Annotated in this window: 12 protein-coding genes; 4 read left to right on the top strand and 8 right to left on the bottom strand. The window is 68.3% G+C overall.

Annotated elements, in window-relative coordinates; genetic code table 11:
* The first annotated feature begins 80 nt into the window (after positions 1–80).
* A complete protein-coding gene (locus MTBUT4_RS12655) occupies positions 81–764 on the top strand; it encodes an ABC transporter substrate-binding protein (protein ID WP_173980050.1) in 684 nt (227 codons plus the stop codon).
* On the top strand, positions 761–2185 hold the full coding sequence (locus tag MTBUT4_RS12650; protein WP_173980049.1) for an ATP-binding protein: 1425 nt from the start codon (positions 761–763) through the stop codon (positions 2183–2185). Before MTBUT4_RS12655 ends, MTBUT4_RS12650 begins: the two co-directional genes overlap by 4 nt.
* A 15-nt stretch (positions 2186–2200) precedes the next feature.
* On the opposite strand, the gene MTBUT4_RS12645 is transcribed toward MTBUT4_RS12650, so the two are convergent.
* A complete protein-coding gene (locus tag MTBUT4_RS12645) occupies positions 2201–2599 on the bottom strand; it encodes a DUF1465 family protein (RefSeq protein ID WP_173980048.1) in 399 nt (132 codons plus the stop codon).
* A 204-nt stretch (positions 2600–2803) separates the two neighbouring features.
* Here MTBUT4_RS12645 and MTBUT4_RS12640 point away from each other — a divergent pair, with 204 nt between their 5' ends.
* Complete coding sequence (locus tag MTBUT4_RS12640) at positions 2804–3262, top strand: Hsp20 family protein (protein WP_173980047.1); 459 nt, start codon at positions 2804–2806, stop codon at positions 3260–3262.
* 60 nt (positions 3263–3322) lie between these two features.
* Here MTBUT4_RS12640 and MTBUT4_RS12635 read toward each other — a convergent pair whose 3' ends face one another.
* The 3 genes from MTBUT4_RS12635 to MTBUT4_RS12625 form a co-directional block, all read right to left on the bottom strand.
* Positions 3323–3664, bottom strand: a complete 342-nt coding sequence (locus MTBUT4_RS12635) for a TusE/DsrC/DsvC family sulfur relay protein (protein WP_173980014.1) — start codon at positions 3662–3664, stop codon at positions 3323–3325.
* Positions 3661–5796: a bifunctional diguanylate cyclase/phosphodiesterase gene (locus MTBUT4_RS12630; protein ID WP_173980046.1), complete on the bottom strand. Its 2136-nt coding sequence runs from the start codon at positions 5794–5796 to the stop codon at positions 3661–3663. The genes MTBUT4_RS12635 and MTBUT4_RS12630 overlap by 4 nt, the downstream gene beginning before the upstream one ends.
* Positions 5797–5970: 174 nt before the next feature.
* Positions 5971–6450, bottom strand: coding sequence for a helix-turn-helix domain-containing protein (locus MTBUT4_RS12625; protein WP_173980045.1), 480 nt, complete (start codon positions 6448–6450; stop codon positions 5971–5973).
* Between the two features lie 281 nt (positions 6451–6731).
* Here MTBUT4_RS12625 and nifJ point away from each other — a divergent pair, with 281 nt between their 5' ends.
* Positions 6732–10331, top strand: a complete 3600-nt coding sequence (nifJ, locus tag MTBUT4_RS12620; protein ID WP_173980044.1) for a pyruvate:ferredoxin (flavodoxin) oxidoreductase — start codon at positions 6732–6734, stop codon at positions 10329–10331.
* A gap of 536 nt (positions 10332–10867) precedes the next feature.
* Here the strand turns inward: nifJ and MTBUT4_RS12615 are convergent.
* The 4 genes from MTBUT4_RS12615 to napG are packed head-to-tail and all read right to left on the bottom strand — an operon-like array spanning position 10868 to position 13703.
* On the bottom strand, positions 10868–11518 hold the full coding sequence (locus MTBUT4_RS12615; protein WP_173980043.1) for a NapC/NirT family cytochrome c: 651 nt from the start codon (positions 11516–11518) through the stop codon (positions 10868–10870).
* Positions 11519–11536: 18 nt separating this feature from the next.
* Entirely contained in the window at positions 11537–11983 is a 447-nt protein-coding gene (locus MTBUT4_RS12610) for a nitrate reductase cytochrome c-type subunit (protein WP_173980042.1), read from the bottom strand.
* A gap of 44 nt (positions 11984–12027) precedes the next feature.
* Positions 12028–12954, bottom strand: coding sequence for a quinol dehydrogenase ferredoxin subunit NapH (napH, locus tag MTBUT4_RS12605; RefSeq protein WP_173980041.1), 927 nt, complete (start codon positions 12952–12954; stop codon positions 12028–12030).
* Positions 12951–13703, bottom strand: coding sequence for a ferredoxin-type protein NapG (gene napG, locus MTBUT4_RS12600; RefSeq protein WP_173980040.1), 753 nt, complete (start codon positions 13701–13703; stop codon positions 12951–12953). The genes napH and napG overlap by 4 nt, the downstream gene beginning before the upstream one ends.
* Positions 13704–13773 lie beyond the last annotated feature (70 nt).

Here is a 13773-nt window from a genome sequence, read left to right as displayed (position 1 = left end):
CGGTCTTTCTTGTTGTGTTTGCATGGCTGACGGGCGCCTTCATTTGGGGCGCGGCGGCCGGTGAGCCACAGAAACCTGAATTGAAAATCATCTTCTCGCAATACACCCCACCTTACGTCTTCGAGAACGGGCAGGGCATTGTCGTCGACATCGTCCGCGCGGCGCTGGCCCCGGCCGGCTACCGCATCACGCCGGTCTACGTCCCCATCGGCCGCGGCGTCGAGCTGTTCGCCGAGCGCAAGGTGGACGGAACCGCCATCATCCGCGAAAGCTCAGGCCTGGCGGCCAGCTATTCCGACCCCTTCATGCAGTACCACAACGCCGCCTTCTCGCTGAAGCGGCGCGGTCTGGTCCTCTCGACGGTCGCCGACCTGAAGGACAAGGCGGTGGTCGGCTTCCAGAACGCCTCTGTCTTCCTGGGTCCCGAATTCGGCGCCATGGCGGCCGCCAACACGGCCTACAAGGAACTGGCCAACCAGGAGACCCAGACGCTGATGCTGCTGCTCGGGCGCATCGACGTGGCGGTGATGGACAGCGGCATCTTCCACTTCTACCGCCAGAAGCTGATCGCCGAGGGCCGGGCGCCGGCGGGCGAGGACATCCAGGTGTCGACCCTGTTCCCGCCCACCCCCTATCAATGCGCCTTCGTCGATCCCGTCGTCCGCGACGCCTTCAACCGGGGCCTGGCGGCGATTCGCGCCAGCGGCCGCTACGACGAAATCTACCGGTCGTATGTCGGCCGTTACCTGTGGGTCAACCAATGAAGTTCCGCACCGATTCGCTGTCGTGGCAGCTTCTGCGATCGGTGCTGTCCACCTATTTCGCCATCACGCTGGCCATCACCGTGGTGCAGATGGGGATCGAGTACTTCCATGCCCGCACCGTCATCCGGTCCGAGCTTCGCGACGTCGAGAACACCTTCCGCCCCGCCCTCTCCACCGCCCTGTGGGAGCTGAACCGCGAGCAGATCCTGGCCATCCAGAAGGGCATCCTGGGCCTGCCCAACATCACCTCGGTGACCATCCTCACCCAGCGCGGCGAGGACCTGCAGCTTCAGGACGCCGCCCACTTCGCCAGCGGCATCTCCCATACCTTCAAGGTCTGGTACAGCTTCGACGGCCAAGACAACGAGCTGGCGACGGTCAGCTTCACCGCCTCGGGCAAGATCGTCCTCGACCGGGTGATCGTCGGCTTCCAGATGATCGTCGCCGCCGCCCTCATCAAGAGCGCGGTGCTGGTGCTGCTGTTCTTCTGGGTGTTCCGACGCACGCTGGACGGGCCGCTGGGGCGGCTGACCGGGGCGCTTCGCGCCGTCGATCTGGACACCCTGGGCAGCAAGCACCTCGACCTGGGATTGACCGGCCGCAACGAGCTGACCGAGGTCGAAGGCGCCTTCAACCGCATGCTGAAGACCCTGGACGACGAACGGCTGGAGAGCACCCGCGCCCTGCGCGCCCTCAATCTCGGCCTGGAGGAGCAGGTGGAGCAGCGGACCCGCGACCTCGCCCGCTCCAACGCCGACCTCGAACATTTCGCCTATGCCGCCTCGCACGATCTGCGCGAGCCGCTGCGCATGATCAGCTCGTATCTGGGCCTGCTGGAACGCCGGGAATCCCACCACCTCAGCGAGGAAGGGCTGGAATTCCTGGGCTATGCCAAGAACGGCGCGGTGCGCCTGAACGACATGATCTCGGCGCTGCTGGACTATGCCCGCATCGGCCGCGACCAGCCGCCGCACGCGCCGGTGAGCCTGGACGAGGTGGTGGAGGAGGTGCGCGTCAACCTGCGGGTCGGTCTGGAGGAGAACGGCGCCCGCGTCGATGTGGCGCCTCCGCTGCCCCGGGTGATGGGCAACCGCGCCGATCTGGTGCGGCTGTTCCAGAACCTGATCGGCAACGCCGTCAAGTACCGCGCCCCCGACCGCCTGCCGATCATTTCCATTTCCGCCGGGTCCGTCGAAGGGCGGTGGGAGCTGGCGGTCGCCGACAACGGTGTGGGAATTCCCGAAAGCGCCTCGGAGCGGGTGTTCGAGCTGTTCCAGCGCCTGCATGGGCGCGATGTGGAAGGCTCGGGCATCGGTCTGGCCACCTGCCGCCGGATCGTCGAGCAGCACGGCGGCAGCATCCGGGTGGAAGGCGAGGCCGACCGGGGATCGACCTTCCGGCTGACCCTGCCGGCCGCCTGACCGCCCCCTCCCCCGTCAGTTCAGCCGCTCCAGCATGTCGCGTTCCAGCCGCGACACCCGCTGGTAAAGGCTGAAGCTGCGCTCCAGCAGGCTGCGCAGGCCGCCGGGAAGCGCTTCGTCGGCCAACCCGCTGGTGTCCAGGCAGACCTCGATCCCCGACAGGCGGTTGGGTTCGGCCAAGGCCTCGTCGCTTCCGATCTCGCCTTCGTGGACGGCGCGCTGCATCAGCAGCCAGGCCATCACCTGGGTCAGCCGCGAGGTCACCCGCATCGCCTCGCACGACAGCCGGAGGCGTTCCAGACCACCGCGCCGCTCGCTTTCGCGGCGCTCGACGAAGGCCAGGTAGTTCCTCGCCTCGACCATCAGGGTCAGGGTCTCGTCGTAGGTCCGGCGGAAGTACAGGGGCTGCGGCATGGGCCTTCCTCGCGCGCGGCAACGTGCCACCATCGACGCCCTGGAGGTGGCGCTCGGCGCCGCCCGGTTCAATGCGACCGAAGCGCCATGGCCCCTCCGCACGCCCTCTTGACGGCGGCCCGGGCGCCCCTATCTCGATAGCGCGCGGCCGCCACGTTCCGGGACCGCGTGATCCTCTGGTTGCTTCGCAAAGGAGAACTGGACATGCGTACCTTCGATCTCTCTCCCCTGTTCCGCTCCACCGTCGGGTTCGAGCATCTGTCGCGCATGCTCGATGCCGCCAGCCGCCTGGATGAGCAGGCGGCGGCCTATCCGCCCTACAACATCGAGAAGCTGGGCGAGGACCGCTACCGCATCACCATGGCGGTGGCCGGCTTCGGCGATGCCGATCTCGAGGTGACCGCCCACGACCATACCCTGATCATCACCGGCAAGGCCCACCGCGACGAGGCCGAGGTGCAGTACCTGCACCGGGGCATCGCCGGCCGTCCCTTCGAGCGTCGGTTCGAGCTGGCCGATTTCATCCGCGTGGACGGCGCCGCGCTGGTCAACGGCCTGCTGCACGTCGATCTGGTGCGCGAGGTGCCCGAGCAGATGAAGCCCCGCACCATCGCCATCGAAACCAAGCGCTCGCCCAAGGTCATCGAGGGCAAGGCCGCCTGACCACAAACGGCAAACGGCCCCTCCCCCGGGCCTGAGGGGGAAGACGCTGGGCGAGGGGGATCACCCCTCGCCCTTGCGCCGCCCGACCCCGGCCAGGCGGAAGCCCTGGCGGTCGGGGCCGTTGCCGGTTTCGAAAAGATGGTAGAGATAGCGGGCGGTGCCCTTCTCGGGCCCCCAGGCGACCCGGAAGTGCTTGACCATCTGCGGGATGGTGGTCTGGCGCCCCTTGCGCCGGAAATGCTCGCGGATGAAGGCGATGACCTGCCAGTGCTCGTCGGTGAGCGCCACGCCCTCGCGGGCGGCGAGGGCGCGGGCGAAGGCTTCCGACCACCGGCCGCGATCGATCAGGTAGCCTTCGGCATCGGTGGCGATGAATTCGCCATCGACCTCGATGCCGGTCACGGCCGCATGCCGCCGCAGCCGCGGACGTCGTAATCGGCGCAGGTGCGGCAGTCCTTGCGGCCGGCCAGCCAGGGGGTCAGCTCCGCCGCCGGCATCGGCCGGGCGAACAGGTAGCCCTGGCCGATGGGGCATTCGGCGGCGGTGAGCAGGCGCACCTCCTCGTCGTTCTCGACACCTTCGGCGACCACGATCTTGCCCAGCGCCCGGCCCAGGGCGACGATGGAGGCGACGATCTCGGCATTCTCGACGCCCTCGGCGAGGCCGATGACGAACGAGCGGTCGATCTTGATGACGTCCACCGGCAGGCGGGTGAGATAGGCCAGGCTGGAATAGCCGGTGCCGAAATCGTCGATGGCGACGGTGGCGCCCAAGGCCCGCAACTCGGAAAGGATGGCGGAAGCCGCGTCGGGATCGGCCATCACCGCGCTTTCGGTGATCTCGATCTGCAGCATGGCCGGGGTGATGCCGTGGCGCCGGGTGGCCTCGATCACCCGGACCGCGAAGTCGCGGCTGAACAGCTGGCGGGCCGAGACGTTGACCGCCAGCGGGATGTCGCCCAGGCCGGCGGCGCGCCAGGCGGCGATCTGGCGGCAGGCTTCCTCGATCACCCAGTCGCCCAGGGCCACCACCAGCCCGGTCTCCTCGGCCAGCGGGATGAAATCGGCCGGGTACATCAGCGTATCGTTGCCGTCGCGGCGCCAGCGCACCAGCGCCTCGGCGCCGCACGGCCGGCGGTCCTCGAAGCAGATCTTGGGCTGGTAGTGCAGTTCGAACTCGCCGCGCTGGATGGCGGCGCGCAGGTCGCGCTCGAGGCGCAGGGTGGCCAGGGTCTTCTCGGTCATGCCGGCGGCGAAGAAGCGGTAGGTGTTGCGCCCCCCTTTCTTGGCCGCGTACATGGCGGTGTCGGCCTGCTTGAGCAGCGAGACGGCATCCTCGGCGGTTTCCGGAAAGACGGCGATGCCGACCGAGGTGGTCACCCGCACGCTCTCCACCCCCAAATCCACCGGCTGGTCGAGGGCGGCGATGACGGCCTCGGCGGTGCGGGCGATGTCGTCGGCGGGACCGGCCGGCTCGAGCAGCACCACGAACTCGTCGCCGCCCATGCGCGCCACCGTGTCGGTGCGGCGCAGGGAGGCGACGATGCGCGCCGCCACCTCGCGCAGCAGGCGGTCGCCGGCGTCGTGGCCCAGACTGTCGTTGACCGCCTTGAAGCGGTCGAGATCGAGGAACAGCACCGCCAGCCGATGGGCCTCGCGCCGGGCCACGGCGATGCCGTGTTCCAGCCGGTCCATCAGCAGGGTACGGTTGGGCAGGCCGGTCAGGGCGTCATGATAGGCGAGATGGCGGATGCGGTCCTCGTTGCGCCGCATGTTGGTGATGTCGGTGAAGACCGATACGTAGCTGGCGACCCGGCCGGTCGCGTCCCTGACCGCCGTGATGGTCTGCCACTGCACGTAGACGCTGCCATCCTTGCGCCGGTTCCACACCTCGCCCTGCCAATGGCCGGTCTCCAGCAGCGTCCGCCAAAGGTCGGCGTAGAACCCGGGTTCGTGGTGGTCCGAGCGCAGGATGCTGGGCTTCCGCCCCACCGCTTCGTCGGCGGAGTAGCCGGTGATCTCGGTGAAGGCGGGATTGACCGAAAGGATGAGGGCGTCGGCATCGGTGACCACGATGCCTTCCGACGAATTGTCGAACACCGTGCGGGCCAGTTGCAGCCGCTCCTCGTCGCGCTTGCGGGTGGTGATGTCGCGCCAGGCGCAATAGATCACCTCGCGCCCGTCCAGGCTGAGCGAGGACAGGGTCACCTCGGCGTCGAAGCACGAGCCGTCGGCCCGGGTGTGCACCCACTCGAAGCGGTGCTGCCCGTTGCGCCGGGCGGTGGCGATCATCCGTTCGGCCTTGGTGCGCGAGTCCTCGCCGTCGGGCTGGAATGCCGGCGACAGGTCGCCCGGATGGGTCTCCAGCAGGCCGCGCTTGTCGCCGTAGCCCAGCATCGCCACCGCCGCCGCGTTGCAGTCGATGAAGCGGTTGCCGGCAATGATCCAGGCGGGATCGGGCGAGTGGTCGAACAGCCGGCGGAACCGGTCGCCGGCGTCCGGCCAGTCGGGCCGGACGCGCCCGCGTGCGCGCAACCTGCGCCTGCCCTCGAACCGTCCGACCGGGCTGCCCGTCATTTCGCCTTGGCCCCGTTGCGCCGCCGCCGGTTGGGTCCGGCGCGCGGGATAGGCCTTTTACCGTACTTTCGGGTTAGTCCGGCCACAACGGAGAAAAGGTATGAGAAACACTCCACTTCACCGGCGGCCGGCTCATTCCCCTGCCAGGCCGAGGGCGCGGGCGAGGTCGAGCACCCGCCGGCGGACGTTGGGATCGGAAATGCGGTAGTACGCCCGGACCAGCTCCAGGGTCTCGCGCTTGCTCATGGGATCGGCCTCGAACGGCGCCGGGTCCTCGCCCAGTCCGGAGATCAGGCGGGGCGACAGCGCCGACACCTCGTCGGGCATGTCGTCGAAGAAGAAGCTGATCGGCACGTCGAGGACGCGGGCGAGGTCGAACAGGCGCGAGGAGCCGATGCGGTTGGCACCGCGTTCGTACTTCTGCACCTGCTGGAAGGTCAGGCCCAAGGCCTCGCCCAGCTTTTCCTGGCTCATGCCGAGCAGGGTGCGGCGCAGCCGCACGCGGGCGCCGACATGGACGTCGATGGGATTCGGCTGACCCGAAGCGGTCCGGCCGCGATTGGCGCGGCGTCGGGTTCCCTTGGGACCGGTCTTTCTGGCTTCTGCGCTCATGGCTCTTTCCGTCATATAGCCCCGGTTGCATAGTTTCGCCGGTCCTCGGGAAAAAGGCAACCACCTGTTGTGATGAATGCAAAAAATCCCGACGCCAGGCCGTGCCGATTTTTGCCAGTGAGTCTCAGTCGCGCGCACGAATATTTCTTATTGTCCCCAGGTTTGGAAAATGAACTTGCGTATTCGCACTTGCGAACATTATGCTCCGCTAACCTATATCCCTACCCGCCCGCCCGTCGGCCAGTGGCCCCGGCGGGCGTCAGACAATGGAACGGACGGACATGGCTGAACGGCAACTCATCACGGTCGACGGCAACGAAGCCTGCGCCTCGGTGGCGTATCGGGTGTCGGAGGTGGCGGCGATCTATCCCATCACGCCGTCCTCGACCATGGGCGAGCTGGCCGACCAGTGGGCCGCCGACGGCCGCACCAACATCTGGGGCATCATCCCGGAAGTGTCGGAGATGCAGCACGAGGGCGGCGCCGCCGGTGCCGTCCACGGCGCCCTGCAGGCGGGCGGTCTGGCGACCACCTTCACCGCCAGCCAGGGCCTGCTGCTGATGATCCCCAACATGTACAAGATCGCCGGCGAGCTGACCGCCTTCACCATGCACGTTTCGGCGCGCACGGTGGCGACCCACGGCCTGTCCATCTTCGGTGACCATTCCGACGTCATGGCCTGCCGCCAGACCGGGTTCGCCATGCTGGCCTCGTCGTCGGTGCAGGAGGCCCACGACATGGCCGCCATCGCCCACGCCGCGACCCTGAAATCGCGGGTGCCGTTCCTGCACTTCTTCGACGGCTTCCGCACCTCGCACGAGGTGGCCAAGATCGAGGAAATGACCGATTCCGACCTCGCCATCATGATGGACGAGGACTCGATTCGCGCCCACCGCCAGCGGGCGCTGTCGCCCGACCATCCCACCCTGCGCGGCACCTCGCAGAACCCCGACACCTTCTTCCAGATGCAGGAGGCGCGCAATCCCTGGTACCAGCGCTGCCCGCAGGTGGTGCAGGAGACCATGGACCGCTTCGCCGCGCTGACCGGCCGCGGCTACCGCCTGTTCGACTATCACGGCCATCCCGACGCCGAGCGGGTGGTGATCCTGATGGGCTCGGGCACCGAGACCGTGCACGAGGTGGTTCACCACCTGGTCGGCGAGGGCGAGAAGGTGGGCGTGCTGAAGGTCCGCCTCTACCGCCCGTTCTCGGTCGATTCCTTCATCGCCGCCCTGCCGCCCACCGTGCGCGCCATCGCCGTGCTCGACCGCACCAAGGAATGCGGCGCGGTGGCCGAGCCGCTGTATCTGGACGTGGTGTCCGCCCTGATGGAGGCCAAGGCCGCCGGGCTGCGCCCGACCGCCGCCGACCCGGTGGTGATCGGCGGCCGCTACGGCCTGGCCAGCAAGGAATTCAACCCGCCCATGGTCAAGGCGGTGTTCGACGAACTGGCCAAGGCCACGCCCAAGCGCCGCTTCACCGTCGGCATCACCGACGACGTCTCGGGCACCTCGCTGGCCGTCGATCGCTGGTTCCGCCTGCCCAACCACGGCGTCAAGCGCGCGGTGTTCTTCGGCCTGGGCGCCGACGGCACCGTGGGCGCCAACAAGAACTCCATCAAGATCATCGCCGAGAGCGCCGGCCTGCAGGGCCAGGGCTACTTCGTCTACGATTCCAAGAAGTCGGGCGCCATCACCATCTCGCACCTGCGCTTCAGCCACGAGCCCATCCGCAGCGCCTATCTGCTGTCGGAAAGCGAGGCGGACTTCGTCGCCTGTCACCACTTCGTCTTCCTCGACAAGATCGACGTGCTGGAATACGCCGCCCGCGGCGCCACCGTGCTGCTCAACTCGCCCTATTCCAAGGACGAGCTGTGGGCCCACCTGACCCGCGACGTCCAGGAAGAGATCCTGGCCAAGGACATCCAGCTCTACACCATCGACGCCCGCAAGGTCGCCCAGGCCGCCGGCATGGGTCAGCGCATCAACACCATCATGCAGACCTGCTTCTTCGCGCTGTCGGGGGTGCTGCCGCGCGACGAGGCCGTCGCCGAGATCAAGAAGGCCATCGAGAAGACCTACGGCCGCAAGTCCGAGAAGATCGTCGCCCAGAACTTCCAGGCGGTCGACATGACCCTGGCCCACCTGGAGAAGGTGGACTACCCGCGCCTGGCCGACGCCATCCGCGTCAAGCCGCCCATCGTCCCGGCCGAGGCGCCCGAATTCGTCCAGCGCGTCACCGCCCTGATGCTGGCCGGCAAGGGCGACCTGCTGCCGGTCTCGGCCTTCCCGCCGGACGGCACCTGGCCCACCGGCACCGCCCGCTTCGAGCGGCGCAACATCGCCGACGAGCTGCCGGTGTGGGAGCCCAGCTTGTGCATCCAGTGCAACAAGTGCGCCCTGGTCTGCCCGCACGCCGCCATCCGAGCCAAGGTGGCCGAGCCCGCCGACATGGCCGCCGCCCCGGCGGCGCTGAAGCGCATGGCCTACAAGGGCAACGAGTTCAAGGGTGCCGACTACCTGCTGCAGGTGGCGCCCGAGGATTGCACCGGCTGCAACCTCTGCGTCCGCGTCTGCCCGGGCAAGGACAAGAAGGACCCGTCGCGCCTGGCCCTGCGCATGGAGGAGAAGCTGCCCCTCCTGGACGAGGAGATCGTCAACTGGGACTTCTTCACCAAGCTGCCCGAGGCCGACCGCACCAAGCTGCCCAAGCCGACGGTCAAGACCGCCCAGTTCCTGCAGCCGCTGTTCGAATTCTCGGGCGCCTGCCTGGGCTGCGGCGAGACCCCCTACATCAAGCTGCTGTCGCAGCTGTACGGCGACCGCCTGATGATCGCCAACGCCACCGGCTGTTCCTCCATCTTCGGCGGCAACCTGCCGACCACCCCCTACGCCCAGAACTGCGAGGGCCGCGGCCCGGCCTGGTCCAACTCGCTGTTCGAGGACAATGCCGAGTTCGGCTTCGGCTTCCGCCTCGCCATCGACCGCCACAAGGACCTGGCCAAGCTGTCGCTGATGGCCCTGGCGGCGGCCGGCAAGCTGCCTGAGCGCCTGGTCAACGAGCTGCTGCATTCGCCCCAGGACGACGATTCCCAGATCGCCGCCCAGCGCGCCCGCGTCGCCGAGCTGATGGGGCTGTTGAAGCACATCGACGATGCCCGCGCCCGCCGGCTCGAGCAGGTCGCCGATTACCTGGTGGAAAAGGTGGTGTGGATCGTCGGCGGCGACGGCTGGGCCTACGACATCGGCTATAGCGGCCTCGACCACGTCTTCGCCTCGGGCAAGAACGTCAACATCCTGGTGATGGACACCGAGGTCTATTCCAACACCGGCGGGCAGCAATCCAAGGCCACCCCGCTGGCCGCCACCGCCAAGTTCGCCACCGCCGGCAAGAGCCTGCCCAAGAAGGATCTGGGCATGATGGCCATGGCCTACGGCGACGTCTATGTCGCCAACGTCGCCTTCGGCTCGAAGGACACCCAGACCCAGCGCGCCATCATGGACGCGGTGGCGTGGCCGGGCGTGTCACTGATCGTCGCCTATTCCCACTGCATCGCCCACGGCTACGACATGGCCGACGGGCTGGAGCAGCAGAAGCTGGCGGTGCAGTCGGGCTACTGGCCGCTCTATCGCTGGGACCCGCGCAAGCTGGCCAGCGGCGAGCCGGCGCTGACCCTGGACAGCCAGGACCCCAGCACCGACCTCTACGACTTCCTCAAGGGCGAATCCCGCTTCACCATGGTCGAGCGGGCCAATCCCAACCGCTTCAAGGACCTGGTCGGCACCGCCGAGGAAGGCATCCGCCGCCGCTTCGCCATGCTGCGCCGCTTCGCCGGCCTGCCCGACGCGGTCCCGCCCGCCGGCAAGGACGCGGCGGAGTAGGAGGTCAAACGAAAAAACCCCTCCCCCTGACGGGGAGGGGTTGGGACTAAGTGTGTTTCGTCATGGCCGGGCTTGACCCACTTCTGTCCGGTTTAATTCTCGGCTGGCCCATGCCCCCTCGCCCGCCTGCGGGAGAGGGGGGCGAGCGTCAGCGAGCCGGGGTGAGGGCGGCGCGTGTCCACGCGCCCAAGACCTGAAAACGCAGAGGTTTTCGCTGTCGCGAAGCGCACCTGACGGCGCGCGCCCTCTCCCTCCCGTCGCTGGCGCGACGGGTCCCTCCCTCTCCCGCAGGCGGGCGAGGGTAATCTGTCCGCTTCCGCCAACATCACCCTGGACGCGGCCGACACCAAGGGCTCCCGAAGGCTCTCCGAAAAATAAACCGGACAGAAGTGGGTCAAGCCCGGCCATGACGGAAAACATCTTCGGCGAATGAAAAGCCCCGCATCCGGCGCTATGCCTGATACGGGGCTTCCCGCAAGCACACAAAGTCCCAACGGCCCTCCCCGTGACGGGGAGGGGTTTCTGCTGTCCCTACCTCACTTCTTGTGGATCGCGTTCCACGTTTCGTTCAGCTCGCGCTCGGCATTGAAGGCGCCGTCGGGGAGCTTGTGGGCGACGCCCTTGTGGCAGTCGATGCAGGTCTTGCCTTCCTCGATGGCCTCGTCGTGGCGGACCTGGGCGCGCTTCTGCTGGCGCGACAGGTCGAAGGCCGAGAAGGTGTGGCAGTTGCGGCATTCGCGCGAATCCGTCTCCTTCATGGTGGTCCACACGTTCTTGGCCAGCTGCAGGCGCTTGGCCTCGAACTTCTCGCGGGTGTCGATGGAGCCCAGCACCTTGTGCAGCACCTCGTTGGAGGCCTGGATCTTGCGCGCGATCTTGTGCACCCAGGGCTTCGGCACGTGGCAGTCGGGGCAGGTGGCGCGCACGCCCGAGCGGTTCTGGTCGTGGATGGTGCCGCGGTACTCGCGATAGACGTTCTGCTCCATCTCATGGCAGGACAGGCAGAAGGCCTCGGTGTTGGTCAGTTCCATCGCCCAGTTGAAGCCGCCCCAGAACAGGATGCCCGAGGAGAAGCCGACCAGCAGGATGGCTCCCAGGGACCACCGTCCGGTGGGGCGCTTCAGCAGGGACCAGGCCTGGCCCAGCAGCGATGGCTTGGCGGCTTTGCCGTCAGTGTCGATCTTCATGGCCGTGATCCTTTCGCCCTAGCGGCCGCTGACGGCGGGCTTGAAGCGGTTCTCGACCAGCGGCTTGGCGTCCACCTGGGACACATGGCACTGGGTGCAGAAGTAGCGGTTGCCGTTGACGGTGTCCTGGCGCACGCCGTTGCGGTCGATGTAGTGCAGGTCCGAGATCTTCGGCGCCTTCTCCTGGTCCGAATAGGGCCATTCGTGGCAGCGCAGGCACTGATTGACCTTGAGGTCGATCTCGTATTTCTCGGTGGCGTGCGGCACCAGCGGCGGCTGCTGGCGATAGGCGCGTTCGTGCTTGACGCCGTCCTGCACCTTGTAGACGTCGGGCGCCTTGTCGGGGGCGTTGACGGCGGTTTCACGCAGGCCCTTGACCTCGGCCGCGCCGGCCGGGTCGATGCCTGCATTCAGGCCCAGGGCAAGGCCCAGGGCGACGGCGATGGCCACGATCTTGGTCTTCACAGCGGTCACTCCCCTTCCAGGATTCCGTTGGGTGGCGCCGGGCATCATCCCGCCCGCGCGATCTTGGGTTTCCCCTCCGCCGGCTCGGCCGGGTCCGGCCGGTTGGCGAAGCGGGTGGAAAAGCGGAAAACGTCCTTGCCGCACACGTCGATGCAGCGGCCGCAATTGCTGCAATCGGCCGACAGGATCACCGGACCGACGCCCTTGTCGCGGCCGCGCAGGGCCGGCGCGATGACCTGGCGTTCCGGGCAGACGGCGAAGCAGTCCATGCAATTGTCGCAGGCGGCGCGGTTGACGGCCGAGATGCGCACCACGCTCCTGGCGCCGATCAGGCCGTAGAAGGCGCCCACCGGGCACAGATGCCCGCACCAGCCGCGATTGGCGACGCCAAGGTCGAACAGCAGCACCGCCAGCGCCACCGAGCCGGCGGCGCCGGCCCCCAGCAGGCCGCCGGTGACCAGGCCGCGATGCAGCATGGTGACGGGATTGACGAATTCCCAGGCGATGGTGCCGGTGGCGGCCGAGGCGACCAGGGCTCCGGCCAGCAGGGCGTAGCGCAGGCGGCGGTCGAGGCCGGCGCCCTCCTTCAGCCCGAGGCGGGCGCGGGCCCAGGCGGCAAGGTCGGCCACCGGATTGATGGGGCAGACCCAGGAACAATAGGTGCGCCCGCCCAGCACCGCATAGGCGGCCAGCACGATGGCGGCGCCGACCAGGCCCGAAACCGCCATGACGTGTCCGGTCAGCAGCGCCTGCAGCACCATCATCGGATCGGTCAGCGGCAGCACCCCCAGGGTCAGGCTGGCGGCCAGGGTGCCCTTGGCGATCCAGAACCCGGCCAGCGGGCCGGTGAGGAACAGCGCCAGGAACCCGGCCTGGGCGAGGCGGCGGGCGAGCAGCCATTTATGGGCGGCGAACCACCCCTGCTCGGCGGCCTTGGCGCGGCCGGGACGCAGGTCCGACAGCGCGCTCATGGCTTGAACTCCTTGAAGCCGCCGCCGGGCAGGCGCTCGGGCGCCGGCGCATCGGGCATGCGGTCGGGCAGGTCGATGATGTCGTCGATCAGCGCCTTGCCGGCCTTCCGCTTCTCTTCCCAGCCGAGGCGGTAATGGGCGCCCAGCTCGCCCACCGCCAGCGCCAGGGGCAGCACCCGGATGGCCGATTCCTCGAGCACGCAGGCCTTCTCGCACTTGCCGCAGCCGGTGCACTTGTCGGTATGGACGGTGGGAATGAAGACGGCGTGCTTGCCGGTGCGCTCGTTGTGGTGGCGCTCCAGGGTGATGGCCTGGTCGATCAGCGGGCACACGCGGTAGCACACGTCGCAGCGCAGGCCGAGATAGTTGAGGCAGGTCTCGTGCCCGACCAGCACGGCGGTGCCCATGCGGGCCTGGTTGATGTCGGTGAGGCCCTTGTCCAGCGCGCCGGTCGGACAGGCGAGGACGCAGGGGATGTCCTCGCACATCTCGCACGGCACGGCGCGGGCGTTGAAATAGGGTGTGCCCATGGGCCGGCCGGCACCGGCCGGCGCCAGCTTCAGGGTGTCGTAGGGACAATCGCGCGCGCACAGGCCGCAGCGCACGCAGGCCCCCAGGAACGTGTCGTCGGCGATGGCCCCCGGCGGCCGCAGCGCCACCGCTTCCGCCCGGCGGCTGGCGGCGGGGGCCAGCAGCAGCGCCAGGGCGCCGGCCCCGCAGGCGCCGGCAAGGAAGCCGCGGCGGTTCATGGCCTCACCTCATGGCGACAGCCCTCTCCCCCCTCCCCTCTCCCGCAAGCGGGCGAGGGGCGCGCGCCCC

Origin of the sequence: Magnetospirillum sp. UT-4 (assembly GCF_902729435.1) — a bacterium.
Lineage (GTDB): Bacteria > Pseudomonadota > Alphaproteobacteria > Rhodospirillales > Magnetospirillaceae > Magnetospirillum.
This window is presented reverse-complemented; position numbering and strand designations above follow the sequence as displayed.

Coding starts and splice junctions, on each gene's coding strand:
- napG (WP_173980040.1), bottom strand. CDS start 13,703: ATGAACCGCCGCGGCTTCCTTGCCGGCGCCTGCGGGGCCGGCGCCCTG.
- MTBUT4_RS12625 (WP_173980045.1), bottom strand. CDS start 6,450: ATGAGCGCAGAAGCCAGAAAGACCGGTCCCAAGGGAACCCGACGCCGC.
- MTBUT4_RS12640 (WP_173980047.1), top strand. CDS start 2,804: ATGCGTACCTTCGATCTCTCTCCCCTGTTCCGCTCCACCGTCGGGTTC.
- MTBUT4_RS12615 (WP_173980043.1), bottom strand. CDS start 11,518: ATGAAGATCGACACTGACGGCAAAGCCGCCAAGCCATCGCTGCTGGGC.
- napH (WP_173980041.1), bottom strand. CDS start 12,954: ATGAGCGCGCTGTCGGACCTGCGTCCCGGCCGCGCCAAGGCCGCCGAG.
- nifJ (WP_173980044.1), top strand. CDS start 6,732: ATGGCTGAACGGCAACTCATCACGGTCGACGGCAACGAAGCCTGCGCC.
- MTBUT4_RS12645 (WP_173980048.1), bottom strand. CDS start 2,599: ATGCCGCAGCCCCTGTACTTCCGCCGGACCTACGACGAGACCCTGACC.
- MTBUT4_RS12650 (WP_173980049.1), top strand. CDS start 761: ATGAAGTTCCGCACCGATTCGCTGTCGTGGCAGCTTCTGCGATCGGTG.